This is a genomic window from Enterovirga sp., from assembly GCF_035325185.1.
Taxonomy (GTDB): Bacteria; Pseudomonadota; Alphaproteobacteria; order Rhizobiales; family Beijerinckiaceae; genus Enterovirga.
In genome coordinates this window covers 3,891-21,560 of sequence record NZ_DAOLAJ010000041.1, presented here as the reverse complement: position 1 = coordinate 21,560, position 17,670 = coordinate 3,891, and the positions used below count along the sequence as shown (strand labels likewise).

Annotated in this window: 14 protein-coding genes; 8 read left to right on the top strand and 6 right to left on the bottom strand. The window is 69.0% G+C overall.

Annotated elements, in window-relative coordinates:
* Positions 1-90: 90 nt before the first annotated feature.
* The 3 genes from PKD06_RS10060 to PKD06_RS10050 all read right to left on the bottom strand — a co-directional run bounded on the left by PKD06_RS10060 (position 91) and on the right by PKD06_RS10050 (position 4,889).
* Positions 91-3,327 (bottom strand): multidrug efflux RND transporter permease subunit, encoded by a 3,237-nt coding sequence (locus tag PKD06_RS10060; RefSeq protein ID WP_324380039.1) that lies wholly within the window; start codon positions 3,325-3,327, stop codon positions 91-93.
* Positions 3,328-3,339: 12 nt separating this feature from the next.
* The gene (locus PKD06_RS10055; RefSeq protein ID WP_324380038.1) at positions 3,340-4,470 is read right to left on the bottom strand and encodes an efflux RND transporter periplasmic adaptor subunit; all 1,131 of its coding nucleotides are present in this window, start codon (positions 4,468-4,470) and stop codon (positions 3,340-3,342) included.
* Positions 4,471-4,550: 80 nt separating this feature from the next.
* Complete coding sequence (locus PKD06_RS10050) at positions 4,551-4,889, bottom strand: rhodanese-like domain-containing protein (protein WP_324380037.1); 339 nt, start codon at positions 4,887-4,889, stop codon at positions 4,551-4,553.
* Between the two features lie 54 nt (positions 4,890-4,943).
* Here PKD06_RS10050 and PKD06_RS10045 point away from each other — a divergent pair, with 54 nt between their 5' ends.
* From PKD06_RS10045 to PKD06_RS10020, 6 genes are all read left to right on the top strand, one after another.
* Positions 4,944-5,162 carry a DUF551 domain-containing protein gene (locus PKD06_RS10045; RefSeq protein WP_324380036.1) on the top strand — a complete coding sequence of 73 codons (219 nt, stop codon included), beginning with the start codon at positions 4,944-4,946 and terminating at the stop codon, positions 5,160-5,162.
* A 119-nt stretch (positions 5,163-5,281) separates the two neighbouring features.
* Entirely contained in the window at positions 5,282-6,487 is a 1,206-nt protein-coding gene (locus PKD06_RS10040; protein ID WP_324380035.1) for an ABC transporter substrate-binding protein, read from the top strand.
* A gap of 39 nt (positions 6,488-6,526) precedes the next feature.
* Positions 6,527-8,374, top strand: a complete 1,848-nt coding sequence (locus PKD06_RS10035) for an ABC transporter permease (RefSeq protein ID WP_324380034.1) — start codon at positions 6,527-6,529, stop codon at positions 8,372-8,374.
* Complete coding sequence (locus PKD06_RS10030; protein WP_324380033.1) at positions 8,371-9,147, top strand: ABC transporter ATP-binding protein; 777 nt, start codon at positions 8,371-8,373, stop codon at positions 9,145-9,147. Before PKD06_RS10035 ends, PKD06_RS10030 begins: the two co-directional genes overlap by 4 nt.
* Complete coding sequence (locus PKD06_RS10025; RefSeq protein WP_324380032.1) at positions 9,140-9,841, top strand: ABC transporter ATP-binding protein; 702 nt, start codon at positions 9,140-9,142, stop codon at positions 9,839-9,841. Before PKD06_RS10030 ends, PKD06_RS10025 begins: the two co-directional genes overlap by 8 nt.
* 55 nt (positions 9,842-9,896) lie before the next feature.
* Positions 9,897-11,180 carry an adenylate/guanylate cyclase domain-containing protein gene (locus tag PKD06_RS10020; RefSeq protein ID WP_324380031.1) on the top strand — a complete coding sequence of 428 codons (1,284 nt, stop codon included), beginning with the start codon at positions 9,897-9,899 and terminating at the stop codon, positions 11,178-11,180.
* A 7-nt stretch (positions 11,181-11,187) separates the two neighbouring features.
* On the opposite strand, the gene PKD06_RS10015 is transcribed toward PKD06_RS10020, so the two are convergent.
* Positions 11,188-11,844 carry a glutathione S-transferase family protein gene (locus tag PKD06_RS10015; protein ID WP_324380030.1) on the bottom strand — a complete coding sequence of 219 codons (657 nt, stop codon included), beginning with the start codon at positions 11,842-11,844 and terminating at the stop codon, positions 11,188-11,190.
* 112 nt (positions 11,845-11,956) lie between these two features.
* Complete coding sequence (uvrA, locus tag PKD06_RS10010) at positions 11,957-15,073, bottom strand: excinuclease ABC subunit UvrA (RefSeq protein WP_324380029.1); 3,117 nt, start codon at positions 15,071-15,073, stop codon at positions 11,957-11,959.
* 224 nt (positions 15,074-15,297) lie between these two features.
* Here uvrA and PKD06_RS10005 point away from each other — a divergent pair, with 224 nt between their 5' ends.
* On the top strand, positions 15,298-16,527 hold the full coding sequence (locus PKD06_RS10005) for an MFS transporter (RefSeq protein WP_324380028.1): 1,230 nt from the start codon (positions 15,298-15,300) through the stop codon (positions 16,525-16,527).
* Positions 16,528-16,630: 103 nt separating this feature from the next.
* Entirely contained in the window at positions 16,631-17,305 is a 675-nt protein-coding gene (gene lexA / locus PKD06_RS10000; protein WP_324380027.1) for a transcriptional repressor LexA, read from the top strand.
* Positions 17,306-17,335: 30 nt separating this feature from the next.
* On the opposite strand, the gene PKD06_RS09995 is transcribed toward lexA, so the two are convergent.
* Positions 17,336-17,670: hypothetical protein (locus PKD06_RS09995; RefSeq protein ID WP_324380026.1), on the bottom strand; the 335-nt coding region annotated here is incomplete at its 5' end.

Genomic DNA, 17,670 nt, shown 5'->3' with positions numbered 1-17,670 from the left:
CGGGTTCGAATTATTCCAGAACGGATGAGGCTTTCAATCGAGCCCCGCGCGGCCGGCACCCGACCCTTGCGCAAGAGGCGTATCCCGCCGTCAATGCACGCCCTGAGCCAGCGGATCGGGGTCCGGGGCGGCGGGAGGCCCCTCGCCCGGCCCCGCCGCCGGTGTCTTGGGTTTCCGCTTGCGGCCCCTTCGCAGCCACGTCGTGGCGAAGCGGATGACGACATAGAAGACCGGCGTCAGGAAGAGCCCGAAGATCGTCGCACCGAGCATGCCGAAGAAGACCGCCGTCCCGAGGGCCTGGCGCATCTCGGAGCCCGGGCCGGTCGCGACGACGAGCGGAACCACGCCCAGGATGAAGGCGAAGGCGGTCATCAGGATCGGCCGCAGGCGCAGCCGCGCCGCATCGACCACCGCCTCGACGGGCCCCTTTTCCTCGGCCTCCTCGATCTGCCTCGCGAATTCCACGATCAGGATCGCATTCTTGGCCGCGAGGCCGATCAGCACGACGAGCCCGATCTGGGTCAGGATGTTGTTGTCCTTACCCCGCAGGATCACGCCGCCGAGCGCGGCGAGGACGCCGGTCGGCACGACGAGGATGATCGCGAGCGGGAGCGACCAGCTCTCGTATTGCGCCGAGAGCACGAGGAACACGAACAGCACGCCGAGGGCGAAGACGAAGATCGCCGTGTTGCCGACCGCGCGCTCCTGGAAGGCGAGCTCCGTCCATTCGTAGCCGAGCGAATCGGGCAGGATCCGCGCGAGCTGCTCCATGGTGCCGAGCGCCGTGCCGGACGACACGCCCGGCGCCGAATCGCCCTGGATCGGCACCGCCGTGTACATGTTGTAGCGCTGGACGAGGTCGGCACCGGCCGTGTCGCGGATATCGACCAGGGAGCCGAGCGGCACCAGGGCGCCGCTCGAGCTGCGCACCTTCAGGCGGAGAATGTTCTCCCGCGACTGGCGGAAGCGGTCGTCGGCCTGCACGCGGACCTGGTAGACGCGGCCGAAGACGTTGAAGTCATTGACATACGCGCTGCCGAGATTGACCTGGAGAGTGTTGAAGATGTTGCCCAGCGGCACGTCGAGCATGCGCGCCTTGGTGCGGTCGATGTCGAGATAGATCTGCGGCGTGTTGTTGCCGAAGGTCGTGAAGACGCGCTGCAGGTTGGGGTTCTGGTTCGCCTGCCCGATCACCTCCCGGGCAGAGGCGAGGAGCGCCGACAGGCCCGCGCCGGTGCGGTCCTGCAGCATCATCTTGAAGCCGCCGGCATTGCCGAGGCCGCGCACGGGCGGCGGCGGCAGAGCGAAGATCATCGCGTCCTGGATCACCGAAAGGCGCTGCACGATCTGGCCGGCGATCGCCGCCGCCGCCATGTCGGGGGTCGTGCGCTGCGCGAAGGGCTTCAGTGGCAGGAACATCACGCCGCCGCTGGTCGTATTGGTGAAGGTCGCCCCATTGAAGCCGGAGATCGTGATCACGTCGGCGACGCCGGGCACGTCGGCGATGATCTTCTCGGCGCGCTTCATCACCCGTTCCGTCCGGGCGAGGGAGGCGCCGTCGGGAAGCTGGACGACGGCGATCAGGTAGCCCTGGTCCTGCGCCGGGATGAAGCCGGTCGGCGTCGTGCGGGCAAGGAAGATCGTGGCCCCGATCAGCCCCGCATAAACCGCGAGCATGACGAGGCGCATGAAGACCCCGCCCACCAGGAGATGCACGAGGCCCCCATAGGCCCGCGACAGCGCGTCGAAGGCGCGGTTGAACCCGTTTGCGAGCGCACTCACCATCCGCGACAGGATGAACTGCCGCCCGTGGCTCCCGTGGCCGTGCGGCTTGAGCAGCAGGGCGCAGAGCGCGGGCGACAGCGTCAGCGAGTTGAAGGCCGAGATGATGGTGGCCGCCGCGATGGTCAGCGCGAATTGCCGGTAGAACTGTCCGGAAATGCCGGGAATGAAGGCCGTCGGCACGAAGACGGCCGAGAGCACGAGCGCGATGGCGATCACCGCGCCGCCCACCTCGTCCATGGTGACATGGGCCGCCTCGCGCGGACTCTTGCCCTCCGCCATGACGCGCTCGACATTCTCGACGACGACGATCGCGTCGTCGACGACGATGCCGATCGCGAGGACGAGGCCGAAGAGCGACAGGTTGTTGAGCGAGAAGCCGAAGGCGCTCATCGCGGCGAAGGTGCCGACCAGCGAGACGGGGATTGCGACGATCGGAATGATCGCCGTGCGCCAGTTCTGGAGGAAGACCAGGATGACGATGACGACGAGGATCACGGCCTCGAAGAGCGTCTTGTAGACCTCGTGGACCGACTGCTCGACGAAGAGCGTCGGGTTGTAGGCGATGCGGTATTGCAGGCCCTTCGGGAACTGGGCCGAAAGCTGCTGCATCTTCCTGAGGACCGCTTCCGACGCCGCGATGGCGTTCGTGCCCGGGCGCTGGAAGATGCCGATGCCGATGGCGGGCTTGCCGTTCAGGTAGGAGCCTGTCGTGTAGTCGCGCGCGCCGAGCTCCACCCGCGCGACGTCGCGCATCCGCACGAGGCGCCCGTCCACCGCCTTGACGATGACGTCCTGGAACTGCTCGACCGTCGTGAAGCGCCCCTGCGTCTGCACGATCAGCTGGAACTGGGCGCCGGGCGGTGTGGGCGGGCCGCCGATGGCTCCGCCCGCGATCTGGATGTTCTGCTCCTGCAACGCGGTCGTGACGTCGGTCGTCGAAAGCTGGAACGAGGACAGCCTGTCCGGGTCGAGCCAGACGCGGAGCGAGAACTCGCGCGCGCCGAACACGGTGACGTCACCGACGCCGTCGAGGCGAACCAGCTCGTCGCGGACGCGGATCAGGGTGTAGTTCGAGATATAGAGCTGGTCGAAGCTGTCGTCGGGCGACAGCATGTGCACGACCATCAGGAAGTCCGACGACGCCTTCCGGGTGGTCACGCCGAGGTTGCGCACCTCGGCGGGCAGCCGCGGCGTCGCCGTGGAGACCCGGTTCTGCACGAGCACGTTCGCCTGGTCGAGATTCGTCCCCGGCTTGAAGGTGATCGTCAGGGTCATCGACCCGTCGGCGGAGGAATAGGAGGACATGTAGAGCATGTCCTCGACGCCGTTCACCTCCTGCTCGATCGGGGTCGCGACCGTGGCCGCCACCGTCTCCGCATTCGCGCCCGGATAGCTCGCGCGCACCGTGATGGTGGGGGGCGCGATCTCCGGGTATTGCGCGACGGGCAGGCGCGAATACGAGACGTAGCCGATCAGGACGAGGATGATCGACAGGACCGAGGCGAAGATGGGCCTGTCGACGAAGAAATGGGCGAAGCGCATGGGGCCGGCCCGCTACGACCGTGTGGGCGGCAGTTCCTGCCGCTCGGGGGTGACCTTGCCGCCGGGCCTGACGCGCTGCAACCCGTTGATGACGATCGTCTCCGTGCCGTCGAGGCCCTCGCGGACGAGCCTGTAGCCGTCGATCTTGGGGCCGAGGCGGACGGACTTGGCGGCGACCGAGCCGTCGGCGGCGACGGTCCAGACGAAGCGCCGGTCGAGATCGGTCGCCACCGCCTCGTCGGGGATGAGGATTCCCTGGTGCGGAGGCGAGGACGGGATCCGGGTCCGGCCGAACAGGCCGGGCACCAGGAACCGATCCTTGTTGTCGACGATCAGGCGGACCTGGAGGGTGCCGCTCGCCCGGTCGATGGCGTTGTTCCTGAAGTCGATCCGCGCCGGCCGGGTCGGCTCGGATTCGTCGGTGACGCCCACGAGAGCGGAGGACATCATGGCGCGTCCGGCCTGGCTCTCCACCAGCATCTGCCGCGCAAAGGCGAGATAGGACCGCTCGTCGACGTCGAAATAGAAATAGATCGGGTCGGTCGAGACGATGTTCGTCAGCAGCGTGTCGTTGGCGTTGACGAGGTTGCCGACGGAAATGTTGCGCCGGCTGATCCGCCCCGAGATCGGCGCGCGGACCTCGGTGAAATCGTAATTCAATTGCGCGTTGCGGAGCGCCCCCTGGGCGCTGTCGAGATCGGCGCGGGCGCTCACGAAGGCCTGGCGGCGCTGGTCGACCGTCTGGTCGGAGATATTGCCCGTCTTCTGGAGGGAATTGGCCCGCTCGTAATCGGTCTGGGCGAAAACCAGCCGGGCCTGGGCGGAGGCGACGCTGGCGGTGGCCTGGTCGAGGGCGGCCTTATAGGGCCGCCGGTCGATCACGAAGAGCACGTCGTCCTTGTTGACGTCGGCGCCGTCGGCGAAGCCCACCTTCTCGAGGTAGCCGGTGACCCGGGCGCGCACGTCCACCGAATCCACCGCCGCGAAACGGCCGGTGAACTCGTCATACTCCACCACTTCCCGCACGACCGGCTTGGCCACCGTCACCTTGGGAGGCGCCCCGCCGGGGGCCTGCCCCAGAGCCGGCTGCGCCGCGAGAAGCACGGCCCCGGCCAGCAAAAACCGCCAATTCGGCAACTTCATCCCTTCCGCTCCTCAGGCGCCCATAACGAGGGCGGCCGTGAAAGTCAGGTGTGGTGACACACGGCGAGGCCGCCGCCGCACTAGCCGATAGTCGGACGCGCGACCGGCATGCCGGCCGCCGCCCAGCCCTTGAAGCCCGGCGCGAGATGCGCGCCGACCTCGAGTCCGGCCCGCCTCGCCGCCTCGATCGCGATCCGCGAGCGCACTCCTGCGGCGCAGGAGAAGACCAGCCGCCTTCCCTCCGCCGCGGGCAGCGCCGCCGGATCGAATCGCGAGAGCGGCATCGAGAGCGAGCCGGGGATCGTTCCCCGCGCCTGCTCGTGAGGCTCGCGGACGTCGACGAGGAGGATCGTCCCGTCCGCGAGACCCGCCGCGACCTCCTCGACTCCCAGATCGATAACGGCTGATGACATGGACATATGCATCCGATCGGGCGTCCCGCGCGTTGCGAGGCGTAGCTGGAAAGTGTCCGTATGCCTACAAGGGAATGGCAGCCGATCGAATCGGCTCCGAACGATATCGAGCTTCTCGTCTATTCGCCCCGATGGGGCGCGATCATCGCGCTCCACAGCGAGGAGGACGATGCGTGGCTGTCGCGCATGCAGGCTCCCGTCAGCCTCGGAGACGAGGACCAGCCGACGCATTGGCAGGACCTGCCGGCCCCGCCGGGCGCGAAGCCGGCGCCCGGATGAAGCCGTCGCGCCGCGCGCTCTTCTTCGTCCGGCCCACATTTTCTTCGCGCGAGCCGGCTCCGCGTCGCTCGAAAATGCTCTAAGAGCCGGCTCCGGCGACAAGTCCCGAGAGGAACGGCATGGACACGAGACGGGCCATTTTGGCGTCGCTGGCGCTGGCCGCCGGGCTTTCCGGCCTGCCGGCCCTCGCCCAGGAGGGCGAGATCAGGATCGGCGAGGTCAATTCCTATTCCGGCCTGCCGGCCTTCACCGAGCCCTATCGCAAGGCGATCCAGCTCGCCGTCGAGGAGATCAACGCCAAGGGCGGCCTTCTCGGCAAGAAGCTCGTCGTGATCACCCGGGACGACGGCGGCAAGCCCGCCGATGCCGTCACCGCCGCCAACGAGCTGGTGGCGCGGGAGGGCGTCGCCATGATCGCCGGCGGCTTCTTCTCGAATGTCGGCCTCGCTCTCGCCGATTACGCCAAGCAGAAGAAGATCTTCTACCTCGCGAGCGAGCCGCTGACGGACGCCATGGTCTGGTCGGCCGGCAACCGCTACACCTTCCGCCTGCGGCCCTCGAACTACATGCAGGCCGCGATGCTGGCCGAGGAGGCGGCGAAGCTCCCGGCCAGGCGCTGGGCGACCATCGCCCCGAACTACGAATACGGCCAATCGGCCGTGAAGGTGTTCAAGGAGCTTCTCTCCAGGAAGCGGCCCGACATCGAATGGGTCGGCGAGCAATGGCCGACCCAGGGCAAGATCGAGGCGGGCCCGGTCGTCCAGGCGATCGCGGCGCTGAAGCCCGACGCGATCCTGAACGTCACCTTCGGCCCCGACCTCGTGAAGCTCGTCCGCGAGGGCAATACGCGCGGCCTCTTCAAGGACCGCGCCGTGGTCTCGTTCCTGACGGGCGAGCCGGAATATCTCGATCCCCTCAAGGACGAGACGCCGGAGGGCTGGATCGTGACCGGATATCCCTGGCGTGCGATCCATACGCCCGAGCACGAGGCGTTCCTGAAAGCCTATCAGGCGAGGTGGAACGACTATCCCCGCCTCGGCTCCGTGGTCGGCTATTCGCTCGTGCACGCGATCGCCGCCATCGTCGCCAAGGCCGGCTCGACCGACACGGAGGCGCTGGTCAAGGCGGCGGAGGGCATCTCCTTCGACAGCCCCTTCGGGCCGGCGACCTTCCGCGCGATCGACCACCAGTCCACGGTCGGGGCCTTCGTCGGGCGGACGGGCCTCGAAGGCGGCAAGGGCGTGATGCGCGATGCGCAATATCGCGACGGCGCCAAATATCTTCCCTCCGACGAGGAGGTGCGCAAGATGAGGCCGCAGGATTGAGGCGGGGATGAGGGCGCAGCCTTCCCGCAGACGCTTCCGATGGATGTCCTCCTCGCCCAGTTCCTGACCGGCCTCGCCGGAGCGTCGTCGCTGTTCCTCGTCGCGTCGGGACTGTCGATCATCTTCGGCGTCACGCGCATCGTGAACTTCGCCCACGGCGCTTTCTACATGGCCGGGGCCTATCTCGCCTGGACCCTGACGGAGCGCCTCGACGGCGCCGCCGGCTTCTGGGGCGGCATCCTCCTCGCGGCCCTGGCGATCGCGGCCTTGGGCGCCGTGATCGAGATCGTCCTCCTGCGCCGCATCTATCATGCGCCGGAATTGCTCCAGTTGCTCGCGACCTTCGGCGTCACCCTGGTCTTCCAGGACCTGGCCGTGGCGATCTGGGGGCCGGAGGATCTCGTGGGGCGCCGGGCGCCGGGCCTGCGCGGCGCCGTGGAGATCCTCGGCCAGCAGATCCCCGCCTACGATCTCTTTCTCGTCTTCCTCGGCCCGGCGGTCCTCGGCGCGCTGTGGCTCCTCTTCCACAGGACGCGCTTCGGCATCCTGGTCCGCGCCGCGACGCAGGACCGCGACATGGTGGCCGCGCTGGGGGTTCACCAGAAATGGCTCTTCACGGGCGTCTTCGCGCTCGGCATCTTCCTGGCCGCCCTCGGCGGCGCTCTCCAGCTTCCGCGCGGCGGCGTCAGCCACGCGATGGACCTTCAGATCATCGTCGAGGCCTTCGTCGTGGTCGTGGTGGGCGGCCTCGGCAGCGTCGCGGGCGCCTTCGTCGCGGCCTTCCTGGTCTCGGAGCTGAACGCGCTCGGCATCCTGGTGCTGCCGCAGGTCTCGCTTGTCATCGTCTTCGCGGTGATGGCGATCGTGCTCGTGGCCCGGCCTTTCGGCCTCTTTGGGCGGCCGGAAGGCGCACCCCGCCCCGCCGTCGCCATAACCATCCGGCCGTGGCGTCCCATGGACACCCGCGAGCGTGCCTGGACAGCCGCCGGGGTCGCGCTCGCCGCCCTCCTGCCCCTCGTCGCGGGAGGCTATGTCCTGACGGTTGGCGCCGAATTGCTGGTCTTCGCGCTCTTTGCGGCATCGTTGCAGTTCATGATGTCGACGGGCGGCCTCGTCTCCTTCGGCCATGCCGCCTATTTCGGCCTGGGCGCCTATGGCGCGGCGCTCGCGGCCAAGGGCCTCGGCTGGCCGATGCCCGCCGGCTTCCTCGCCGGAATGCTCCTCGCCGCGGCCGGAGCGGCGGCCTTCGGCTGGTTCTGCGTCAGGCTCGCGGGCGTCTATTTCGCGATGCTGACCCTCGCCTTCGCGCAGATCACGTGGTCGGTCGCGTTCCAATGGACCTCGGTCACGGGCGGCGACAACGGCATTCTCGGCGTATGGCCGCCCTCCTGGGCCGCGAGCCCGGCCGCCTTCTACTGGCTCTGCCTCGCCCTCGCGGTCCTCGGCGTCGCCGCGCTGCGCGTCATCGTCTTCTCGCCCTTCGGCTTCGCGTTGCGCGCCGTGCGCGACAGCGGGCTGCGAGCAGAGGCGATCGGGATCGACCGCAAGAGCCTCCAATGGCGCGCTCTCGTGATCGCCGGCCTCGCCGCGGGCCTCGCCGGCGCCCTCTTCGCCTATCTCAAGGGCAGCGTCTTCCCCGACGCGCTGGGCATCCCGACCTCCGTCGACGGGCTGGTGATGGTGCTGCTCGGCGGCGTCGAGACCGTGTCGGGCGGCGTGATCGGCGCGCTGCTCTTTCGGGCGCTGTCGATCGTGCTCATGAGCCAGACGGATTCCTCGAAGCTCGTCCTCGGCCTCGTCATCATCACGCTCGTCGTCGCGTTTCCGCGCGGCGTCGTCGGCTCGCTCGACGCTCTCCGCCACCGCGCCCGCGGGGCGCGCCCGTGACCCCTGCCCTCCTCGAAGTCTCCGGCCTCTCCAAATCCTACGGGGGCGTCCACGCCGTCCGCGAGGTGTCCTTCACGCTCGCGCCCGGCGAGATCCTCGCGGTGATCGGCCCGAACGGGGCCGGCAAATCGACCTGCTTCAACATGCTGAACGGACAGATCTGGCCCGATTCCGGCACGGTCCGCATCAATGGCCGCGACACGGCCGGGATGACCCCGCGCGAGGTCTGGCGCCTCGGCGTCGGCCGCACCTTCCAGATCGCCGCGGCCTTCGGCTCGATGACCGTCATCGAGAACGTGCAGGTGGCTTTGCTGTCGCATGCGGGCCGGCTCTGGCGCCCCTGGGGCCTCGCCTCCCGCGAGCAGCGGGAGGAGGCCCGGCGGCTCTGCGACCGGGTCGGGCTGGCGGAGGAGCGCGACCATCCCTGCGGCACCCTCTCCTACGGCGACCTCAAGCGCCTGGAACTCGCGCTCGCGCTCGCCAACGCACCACGCCTCCTCCTCATGGACGAGCCGACCGCCGGCATGGCCCCGGCCGACCGCGTGGAGACGATGCGCGCCGCAGCCGCGATCGCCCGCGGCGCCGGCATCGGCGTTCTCTTCACGGAGCACGACATGGATGTGGTCTTCGAGCATGCCGACCGCATCCTCGTGCTCGATCGCGGCCGCATCGTCGCCTCGGGCACGCCCGCGCAGATCCGCGACGATCCAGCCGTGAAAGCGATCTATCTCGGCGAGGGCCTGACCTTCGCCGCGGGGCCCGCCCATGCTTGAGGTGGAACGCCTCGCGGCCTGGCACGGGCCGGCCCAGGCCCTGTTCGACGTGTCGCTTTCCGTCGGCGCCGGCGAGGTCGTGGCGCTGCTCGGGCGCAACGGCGCGGGCAAGTCGACCACCCTCAAGGCCATTGTCGGCCTCCTGCCGAGGCGGACCGGACGCATCCTCTTCGAGGGTGAGGACATCCTTCGCCTGTCGACCCCGGCCATCGTCCGGCGGGGCCTCGGCTACGTGCCCGAGGACCGGCGCGTCTTCACCGAGCTGACAGTCGCCGAGAATCTCGAGGTCGGACGCCAGCCGCCCCGGGCCGGCGCGCCCCACTGGACCCCCGAGCGGCTCTACGCGCTCTTCCCGAACCTCGCGCAGATGCGCAGCCGTCCGGGCGGGCGCATGAGCGGAGGCGAGCAGCAGATGCTAACCATCGCCCGCACCCTCATGGGCAATCCGCGCCTCGTCCTTCTCGACGAGCCCTCCGAGGGCCTCGCCCCGAAGATCATCGAGGAGATGGCCCGCGTGCTCCTCGCGCTCAAGCGGGAGGGGCTGTCGATCCTGCTCTCCGAGCAGAACCTGCATTTCGCCCGGCTCATCTGCGACCGCGCAGTGATCCTGGAAAGCGGTCGCGTCCGCTTTTCCGGCACCATCGCGGAACTGGAGGCGAACCCGGCCGTCCGGGACGCCTATCTGGCGGTCTGAGCCGCCCGAGGGCAGAAGCCGCCATCGGCGCCCGTTTCGTGCAAGGAGTGCCCGCATGCCCTCGCCGCCCTCTGAACCGAACCTCTATCCGCCCACCGTCACGCTCGTCCGCCGCCTCACGCGCGAGGGACCGGACCCCGGACCCACGACGCCCGCGGACATCGAGGCGTGGCTTCTCGGCCCGGCGATCGACGAGGACGACACGGCGGCTCTCATCGACCGGCTGGCCTGGCGCCTTTGGGCCGCCGGCCTCGGCGTCGATCGCTTCAGCGCCCATGCGGGCACCCTTCATCCGCAAGCGATCGGCGTCGCCTGGAACTGGAGCCGCGCCACCCGGACCTGCGACGAAATTCGCGTCGCGCCGGAGGCGGTCGCGCATGACAGCTTCCGCCGCAATCCGATCTACGGCGTCATCGAGCATGGCGAGCCGTTCCGCGGCATGATCGACGATCCGGCCGCGAAGGCGCGGTTTCCGATCTTCGAGCAGTTCGCCGGGCAGGGCTTCACCGAATATGCCGCGATCCCGGTCGGGCGGGATCGCGGACGGCACAACGCCGTCACCGTCGCGACGAGCCGCCCGGGCGGCTTCGCGCCGGGCGCGCTCGAGGCCGTCGAGCGCCTCGTGCGTATCTTCGCCCTGCATCTGCAACGGCACGTCGCCAGCCGGATCGCCCGGAACATCGTGCGCACCTATCTCGGCGAGGAGGCCGGGATCCGCGTCCTCGACGGGACGATCAGCCGGGGCGCGGGCGAAATCGACGAGGCGACGATCTGGATGTCGGATCTTCGCGGCTTCACGACTTTGTCCGAGCGCCTGCCGCCGGAGACGATGCTCGCCCTGCTCGACGCCTATTTCGACGTGATGGCCGAGGCCGTGATGGCGGAGGGCGGGGAGGTGCTGAAATTCATCGGCGACGGCCTTCTCGCCGCCTTCGGCCGGCGCGGCGGCGAAGCGCGCGAGCCCGCGGCGGGCGCGCTTCGTGCCGCCCGGCGCGCCCTCGCCCATCTCGACAGGCTGAACGCCGCCCCGCCCGCCCCGCCCGCCCCGCTCGCGAAGGCCGAGGGCTGGCGCCCGCTCGCGACCGGGATCGGGCTCCATTTCGGCCGCGTCTTCTTCGGCAATGTAGGCGCGCCCGCGCGCCTCGACTTCACCGTGATCGGCCGCGCCGTGAACCTCGCGAGCCGCGTCGAGGGCCTGTGCCGCCCGCTCGGCCGGCCGATCCTGCTCACCGAGGCCGTGGCCCGCCTCCTGGACGAGCCGCTGGACGATCTTGGGCTGCACGAGGTGAAGGGCCTCGCCGAGCCGGTCCGCATCCTCGCGCCGCGCCTGCGCGAATGATGCGGCCCTAGCGGAACCGCGCCTCCAACCGGTCGATCATCGGGAAGAAGCGGAACCAGGGCCGGGCCTCGTCGAGAACCCGTGCGACGGAGGGCCGTGCGATCAGGCGCTCGAAATAGGCGGCGAGCGTCGGATGATCGTCGGCGGGCACGGCGACGCGCGCATAGAAGAGCGCAGGTGCCGCGGCGCAATCGGCCAGGGTGAAAGCCTCGCCCGCGGCCCAGTGCCGGCCGGCAAGCCGCGCATCGAGGAGCCCATAGGCCGTGCGGATGGTGCGCCGCGCCTCCTCCACCCCGCCCGGATCCTTCGCCTCGGCGGGCTTCAGAAGGTCGAGCATGACCTTCTGCATGGGCAGGTGGACATAGTTGTCGAAGACGCGGTCGAGGAGACGCGTCTCGATCATCGCGTCCGGCTCGGCCGGCACGAGTGGCGAGCCGCCATGGAAGGCATCGAGGTAATCGATGACGACGGAGGCTTCAGGCACGATCCGTCCCGCATCCTCCAATACCGGGAACTTTCGCATCGGCCAGATGGCCCGCAAGGCCGCCGCCTGCGCCTCGTCGGACAGATCGACGAGCTTCGGCTCGAAGGCGGCGCCCTTCTCGTACAGCGCAATCAAGGCCTTGTGACAAAAGGAGGAAAGGGGATGATAGTGGAGGATCATGAGGAGGCCGGAGTTTGAAGTCTATCCGACTTTACCCGATCTCGTAGGGCGATGCGTGCGTCGCCTTCCGGCATCCTTTTGAGAAAGCCGGCGAAGCACCCAAGCCTCCGCCCTACTCCGCCGCCTCGCGCCGCGTCGATCCGGCCGGCTTTCTCTTGCGCGTCTCCCGCTTCGCACCCGCTTCAGCCACCGGCCGCCGCTTCAGCACCTCCCGCAGGAATCGCCCCGTATGGCTCGCGGGGCTTTTCGCGATCTCCTCCGGCGTCCCCTGCGCAACGATGGTGCCGCCGCCGTCGCCGCCTTCGGGGCCCATGTCGATGACCCAGTCGGCCGTCTTGATGACCTCCAGGTTGTGCTCGATCACGACCACCGTGTTCCCCTGCGCCACGAGTTCGTGCAGCAGTTCCAGGAGCTTGGCGACGTCGTGGAAATGCAGGCCCGTCGTCGGCTCGTCGAGGATGTAGAGGGTGCGGCCGGTCGAGCGCTTGGACAACTCCTTGGCGAGCTTCACGCGCTGCGCCTCGCCGCCCGAGAGCGTCGTCGCCTGCTGGCCCACATGGACATAGTCGAGCCCGACCCGGCAGAGCGTCGCGAGCTTGTCGCGGATGGTCGGGACGGCCCGGAACAGCTCCGTCGCCTCCTCGACCGTCATGTCGAGCACGTCCGCGATGGACTTCTCGCGGAACTTCACCTCCAGCGTCTCGCGGTCGTAGCGCTTGCCCTTGCAGACGTCGCAGGTGACGTAGACGTCCGGCAGGAAGTGCATCTCGATCTTGATGACGCCGTCGCCGGCGCAAGCCTCGCAGCGCCCGCCCTTCACGTTGAAGGAGAAGCGGCCCGGCCCGTAGCCGCGCGCCTTGGCCTCCGGCAGGCCCGCATACCAGTCGCGGATGGGCGTGAAGGCGCCGATATAGGTGGCCGGGTTCGAGCGCGGCGTGCGGCCGATCGGCGACTGGTCGATGTCGATGACCTTGTCGAGCATCTCCAGCCCCTCGATCCGCTCGAAGGGAGCCGGATGCTCCGCCGCATTGGCGAGGCGGCGCGCGACGGCCCGGTAGAGCGTATCGATGACGAGGGTCGACTTACCCCCGCCCGAGACCCCTGTGATGCAGGTGAGGAGGCCGAGCGGCACCTCGGCCGTCACGTCCTTGAGATTGTTGCCGCGCGCGCCGACGAGCCTGATCTGGCGCGCCTTGTCGGGCTTGCGCCGCTTTGCGGGCATGGGCACGCTCTTGCGGCCGGTGAGATAATCGCCGGTCAGCGAGGCCGGATCGGCCATCACCTCCTCGGGCGTGCCCTGGGAGACGATCTCGCCGCCGTGAATGCCCGCGCCCGGCCCGATATCGACCACGTAATCGGCCTGGCGCACGGCATCCTCGTCGTGCTCGACGACGATGACGGAATTGCCGAGGTCGCGCAGCCTCTTCAGCGTGCCGAGCAGGCGCTCGTTGTCGCGCTGGTGGAGGCCGATGGACGGTTCGTCGAGCACGTAGAGCACGCCCGTGAGCCCCGAGCCGATCTGCGAGGCGAGGCGGATGCGCTGGCTCTCGCCGCCCGAGAGCGTGCCCGAGGCACGGGCGAGCGTCAGATAGTCGAGCCCGACATCGGAGAGGAAGGTCAGGCGGTCGCGGATCTCCTTGAGGATGCGCGTTGCAATCTCGTTCTGCTTCGGGCTGAGGCGCTCCGGCAGGGAGATTGCCCAGGCCACAGCCTCGCGGATCGAGCGGGACGTCGCCTCCGAGATGTCGAGCCCGTCCACCTTCACGGCGAGGGCCTCGGGCTTGAGCCTTTTACCGCCGCAGGTCCGGCAGGGTGTCTCGGACATGAAGCGCGAGATCTCCTCGCGCGCCCAGTCGCTTTCCGTCTCGCGATAGCGCCGCTCCAGATTGGTGACGACGCCCTCGAAGGGCTTGTTCACCTCGTAGGCGCGCAGGCCGTCGTTATAGGCCATGCGGATCGCCTCGCCGCCCGAGCCGTAGAGGATCACCTGGCGCGCCTTCTCCGGCAGGGCGCTCCATTTGGCGGCTGTCGAGAAGCCATAGTGCTTCGCGAGGGCGTCGAGCGTCTGGCCGTAATAGGGCGAGGTCGACTTGGCCCACGGCGCGATGGCGCCCTTCTTCAGCGTGATCTCGCCGTTCGGCACGACGAGGTTCGGATCGATCCGCATCTCGTGGCCGATGCCGGCGCAGGCCGGGCAGGCGCCGGTCGGCGAGTTGAAGGAGAAGAGCCGCGGCTCGATCTCGGGAATCGTGAAGCCGGAAACCGGGCAGGCGAATTTCGAGGAAAAGGTGATGCGCCGGGGGAGAGCCGCCCTCTCCCCGCCACCGCCCCGTCCCCTCCCCCCTTGTGGGGGAGGGCTAGGGAGGGAGGTGCCCGCGCCTGGACCGTCGTCGTTTCCTCCCCCCTCTCGGTCGCTTCGCGACTCGATCTCCCCCACAAGGGGGGAGAGGGGCGGCGGCGTGTCCGCGAACTCGATGATGGCAATGCCGTCGGCCATCTCGAGCGCCTGCTCCAGGCTGTCGGCAAGGCGCGCGCCCATGTCGGGACGCACCACGAGCCGGTCGATGACGACGTCGATGTCGTGCTTGTATTTCTTGTCGAGCGTCGGCACCTCGTCGATGGCGTAGAACTGCCCGTCCACCTTGAGGCGCTGATAGCCCTTCTTCTGGAACTCGGCGATCTCCTTACGGTACTCGCCCTTGCGGTCGCGCACGACCGGCGCCAGCAGGTAGAGTCGCGTCTTCTCGGGCAGCGCGACGATGCGATCCACCATCTGCTGGACGGTCTGGCTCTCGATGGGCAGCCCCGTCGCGGGCGAATAGGGCACCCCGACCCGCGCCCAGAGAAGGCGCATATAGTCGTAGATCTCCGTGACCGTGCCGACCGTCGAACGCGGATTCTTCGAGGTCGTCTTCTGCTCGATCGAGATGGCCGGGGAGAGCCCGTCGATCTGGTCGACATCGGGCTTCTGCATCATCTCCAGGAACTGGCGCGCATAGGCCGAGAGCGATTCGACATAGCGCCGCTGCCCCTCGGCATAGATCGTGTCGAAGGCAAGCGAGGACTTGCCCGAGCCCGAGAGCCCCGTGAACACGACCAGCCTGTCGCGCGGGATCGTGAGGTCGACGTTCTTGAGGTTGTGCTCGCGCGCGCCGCGCACCGAGATCACGCGGGCATCGCCGAAATCGCGCGGGCGCGAGCGGTCGAAGAGGTCGTCGGGCTTGGGCATCGTCTCGATATAGGCCGCGCAGCCGGCTGGGACAAAGAGCCGGCCCGCGCGCGATCCATAGAACAAATCGTGTACGAAGATCAATCCGCCTGCGCACCGCGTTGGACGGCATCTGACCCGCCCCGCCCCATGCCGATGCGGCAAGGCTGAGCCGGCGCGCGTGGCATGGACGCCCGTCATCCGCCGCTGCATAGGAAAGCATCACGACATTCCGGGAGGCGCGCGTGGCCGACACGCAGAAAGCCGCCAGACGCCAGATCTTCTTCATCAACGCGGCCCATTTCCTCACCCATTACTGCCTGCTGATCCTCCCGACGGCGGTCCTGGTGATGGCGCGGCCGGGCGGGGAATTCGGCTCCGATTACGGGCCGGTCCTCGCCCTCGCGACGGCGATGTTCGTGCTCTACGGCGTGATCTCCCTGCCCCAGGGCTGGCTCGCGGCGAAATTCGGCCGGCGCGTCATGATGCTCGTCTTCTGCTTCGGGACGGGGCTGTCGCTGATCGCGGCCGGGCTCGTCTCGACGCCGCTGATGCTGGCGGCGACGCTCGGGGCGGCCGGCGCCTTCGCGGCCATCTACCACCCGATCGGCACCGCGATGCTGGTCGAGGCGGCCGGCTCCAGGCCCGGCGCCCAGATCGGGGTCAACGGGGTCTTCGGCAATGTCGGGGTCGCGAGCGCCCCCATCGTCACGGCCTTCCTCGCGGGCCAGTTCGGCTGGCGCATGGCGTTCTTCGTGCCGGGGGGCTTCGCGATCCTGCTCGGGCTCCTGTGGCTGCCGGTGCCCGAATACGACCATGCGGCCCATGTCTCCGCGAAGGCGTTCCCGGCGATCCCGCGCCATCTCGTCCGCCGGGCGGTGATCGTGCTGCTGCTCGTCGCGATCGTTTCGGGCCTCGTCTTCAACGCCTATACGATCCTCCTGCCCAAGCTGATGCAGGAACGCCTCGCGAGCGATGCGCGCCTCCTGCCCCTCGTCGGCGTCCTGGCCTTCGCGGTGACCCTGTGCGGAGCGGTGACGCAGTTCACGGTCGGCCGGCTGATCGACAGGAAGACGCTGAAGCGCGTCTTCGTGCCCCTCGCCTGCATCCTCGCGCCCGCGCTCGGCGCCCTCGCCTTCGCGGATGGCTGGATCTCCCTGCCCCTCGCGGGGCTCGTGGCGGCCGTGATCTTCGGCCAGGTGACCGTGAACGAGACCATGACGGCGCGCTACATCGCCCCGCCGCTGCGGGCGAAGCTCTATTCGGTCCGCTTCTTCGTCGGCTTCCTGGGGGCGGCCGCGGCGGCTCCCCTCGTCGGCATCCTGCACGAGCGGACGGGAAGCCTGACCGCGGTGACGCTCGTCCTCGCCGCCTTCGCGGTGATCACGCTCCTCTGCGCTCTCTTCTTCCCCGACCGGCGCGAGGAGCTGGAGCCCGAATTATGGGCCAAGGCGATGCCCGTGCCGGCGGAATAAAAGGAGCAAAATCCTGCCGGCCGCTTGTGGAACATTAGCGGAACAGTTACGGTGTTCATGATTTGTTTCGACTCTCCGAGTCGGCCGTGGCAGGAGGGCGACCATGCTGACCCGCAAGCAGAACGAACTGCTCCGCTTCATCCATGAGCGCGTGCGCGAGACGGGCGTGCCGCCCTCCTTCGACGAGATGAAGGAGGCGCTGGAGCTGAAATCGAAATCGGGCATCCACCGACTGATCACAGCCCTCGAGGAGCGCGGCTTCATCCGCCGGCTGCCGAACCGCGCCCGGGCGCTCGAGGTCATCCGGCTGCCCGAGGCCGCGGCCCGGCCCCGGATCGCGCCGAACGTCGTCGCCGGCAATTTCGGCAAGCCTCGGGTCGCCGCGCCGGATCGCTCCGTCTCGATCCCGGTCATGGGCCGGATCGCGGCCGGCACACCGATCTCGGCGATCCAGAACCCCTCCCATTCCATCATCCTCTCGCCCGATTTCCTGATGGCGGGCGGGGAGCATTACGCCCTCGAGGTGAAGGGCGATTCGATGGTCGAGGCCGGCATCCTCGACGGCGATACGGTCGTCATCCGCCGCCAGGACGCGGCCAATACCGGCGACATCGTGGTCGCCCTCATCGACGACGAGGAGGCGACACTGAAGCGCCTGCGCAAGCGCGGCTCCTCCATCGCGCTCGAACCCGCCAACGCCGCCTACGAGACGCGGGTCCTCGGACCCGACCGCGTGCGCATCCAGGGCAAGCTTGTCAGCCTCGTGCGACGGTACTGAGCCGGGGAGCCGGCCGTGAAGGGCGCCCCCTCACGGCACTTTCCCCTCCGGTCCCGGCTCGTCCCCGCCGGCGCCGGGAGGCTGGGCGGGAAGCCCTGCCGGGGCGCGCGCCCCGGCCTGCGGCTGCGGCATCCAGGGCCGGCCCGGTCCTGGCTTTCGCACGCTCTCCATGAGAATGCCGGACGGGACGATCCGCAGCGTGGTCGCGCCGTGGCCGGCGAGGTGATCCCGGTCGAGGACGACGCTCGCGGCGCATCCCGGCGGGGCCTTGTGGGGGGGGGGAGGGGAACCCGGCCCCCCGGCAACCTTCTCTGAACCCCCCCCCCTTGCGACCCCCCAGACCGGGCCGGCCGCCCCGCGGGGGC

What these genes read in the sequence shown, in the direction of transcription:
- PKD06_RS10040 (WP_324380035.1), top strand. Translation starts at nt 5,282, where the DNA reads ATGGACACGAGACGGGCCATTTTGGCGTCGCTGGCGCTGGCCGCCGGG.
- PKD06_RS10035 (WP_324380034.1), top strand. Translation starts at nt 6,527, where the DNA reads ATGGATGTCCTCCTCGCCCAGTTCCTGACCGGCCTCGCCGGAGCGTCG.
- PKD06_RS10055 (WP_324380038.1), bottom strand. Translation starts at nt 4,470, where the DNA reads ATGAAGTTGCCGAATTGGCGGTTTTTGCTGGCCGGGGCCGTGCTTCTC.
- lexA (WP_324380027.1), top strand. Translation starts at nt 16,631, where the DNA reads ATGCTGACCCGCAAGCAGAACGAACTGCTCCGCTTCATCCATGAGCGC.
- uvrA (WP_324380029.1), bottom strand. Translation starts at nt 15,073, where the DNA reads ATGCCCAAGCCCGACGACCTCTTCGACCGCTCGCGCCCGCGCGATTTC.
- PKD06_RS10025 (WP_324380032.1), top strand. Translation starts at nt 9,140, where the DNA reads ATGCTTGAGGTGGAACGCCTCGCGGCCTGGCACGGGCCGGCCCAGGCC.
- PKD06_RS10060 (WP_324380039.1), bottom strand. Translation starts at nt 3,327, where the DNA reads ATGCGCTTCGCCCATTTCTTCGTCGACAGGCCCATCTTCGCCTCGGTC.
- PKD06_RS10020 (WP_324380031.1), top strand. Translation starts at nt 9,897, where the DNA reads ATGCCCTCGCCGCCCTCTGAACCGAACCTCTATCCGCCCACCGTCACG.
- PKD06_RS10050 (WP_324380037.1), bottom strand. Translation starts at nt 4,889, where the DNA reads ATGTCCATGTCATCAGCCGTTATCGATCTGGGAGTCGAGGAGGTCGCG.
- PKD06_RS10045 (WP_324380036.1), top strand. Translation starts at nt 4,944, where the DNA reads ATGCCTACAAGGGAATGGCAGCCGATCGAATCGGCTCCGAACGATATC.
- PKD06_RS10015 (WP_324380030.1), bottom strand. Translation starts at nt 11,844, where the DNA reads ATGATCCTCCACTATCATCCCCTTTCCTCCTTTTGTCACAAGGCCTTG.